Origin of the sequence: Aerococcus sp. HMSC062A02 (assembly GCF_001809535.1) — a bacterium.
Taxonomy (GTDB): domain Bacteria; phylum Bacillota; class Bacilli; order Lactobacillales; family Aerococcaceae; genus Aerococcus.
In genome coordinates, this window is the sequence record NZ_KV797938.1 from 49,623 (window position 1) to 51,281 (window position 1,659).

Consider the following 1,659-nt stretch of genomic DNA (forward strand, 5'->3'; position numbering starts at 1 on the left):
AAAAAAAAAAAAAAAAAGGCAATAAAAAACAAGTTTTTTATTGCCAATAGCTAATCATCAAATGCTCAAAAAGGCATAAAATGATGTAAAAAGAGTTAAAAATAGGCTTTTATGCCTATTTTTTCGGTTTTCTCATTATATTTTAACTAAATAATAATACATATTTTGTACATAAAATTCCCTTTAAACTAGTCTGGATCCATCTAGTCGAATACATTATTATCCTAAAAATATATTTTTTCTCCATAGGCATTCATATATTTATAAGTAGGATCAAATCAATTTATTTATGATAATAATAGTTTAAATCTAATCAAATAAAAAACGGTAAAGCAAAATAACTTTACCGCTAGATCTACCGACGCAATGTTAGGAATTAAACAAAACTATTCGTGAGTTTTTGGAGAGTCGGTAGAAGATGTGGCATACGAAAGACCACTGTTAAATTAAATCATACATTTCCCTCTTTGTAAAGCTTTTACCTATCTTTAATATAAAAAATTACATGATATTCATTTAACATTCAAAGCGCAATTCCAAAAGCTCAATGTCTTAATAAGGCGAAAAAAATACCCCCAGGAGCCACAACTCCCGGGGGTATTGTGTTAGTTATGAACGCCATCATCGCGTTCCACACATTTATTATAACACATAAACTCAAAAGAGGAAGCCATCAAGCTCCTCTTTTTTAATATTAATGTCATTCAGCTTGATGAACAGGAGTTGAGCCTTGGAATTGGGTATCAGCATGGTGTGAGAAAATCTAGGACTTACAGGCTAGCAATTTGCTTTTAACGGCTCTCTCTGCAAATAGAACATAACAATTTGCATACAGGAGCTCTGAACGCAAATAAGGAGTGGCTATTTGCATGCAGGAAGCTCAAAAGCAAATAGAAGGCAGCAAATTGCACATAGGAACTTTGAACGCAAATTGAAGCCGGCAATTTACTGAAAGTAGTCCACAGCCTACGAATTCACCTCTAATTGAACCTCTAAATATCCAACAATCAAAGTCAAAACGAAACTCACGCTCCCTAGCACCAGTTAGATCAAGGGGAACAATAAAAACCAGGCACAATCACCTGGTCTTTATCTGAGCAGCCTCTCCATTCATTACACTTGAAATAGCTAACTGCTATGCAATAATAATTTACTTTAGAATTGTGAGTAGGAGTGGAGTTTTGAAGTTGGTCCTTAGCCATGAAAAAGCAAGTAAAGCGAATTACGGAGCGTAGGCGTCAGCCGTACGGTCCGTTTGAGATTTGCTAGGCGAGAGACCGAGGCTCGAGCCGGTGCTGCTTTAGCCGTTGGAGCATTAGCGACTTACGGATAAAGTACAAGACGGCGAAAGCCGTTCTTGAACCTCCAAAGTTCAAGGACCAAATTCAAAAACGAAACGGATGCTCACTAGCACCATTTACTCATCTTATCTCGGTCAGGCTGAAGCTAGCAAGCCACACTCAGAGGATCCGTTTGTGTGTTGGTTGCTGACAATCCACACTCGGAGTTTCCGCTTGTGGATTAGCTACTAACAAGCCACACTTGGGCTTTCTGTTTGTGTGTCGGCTGCTATCAACCCACACTTGAAGGGTCTGTTTGAGGGTTAGGGAACTGTTCGAACTTAACCGCGCTCCTTCACACCCTGTCTAGTCGGGTTCG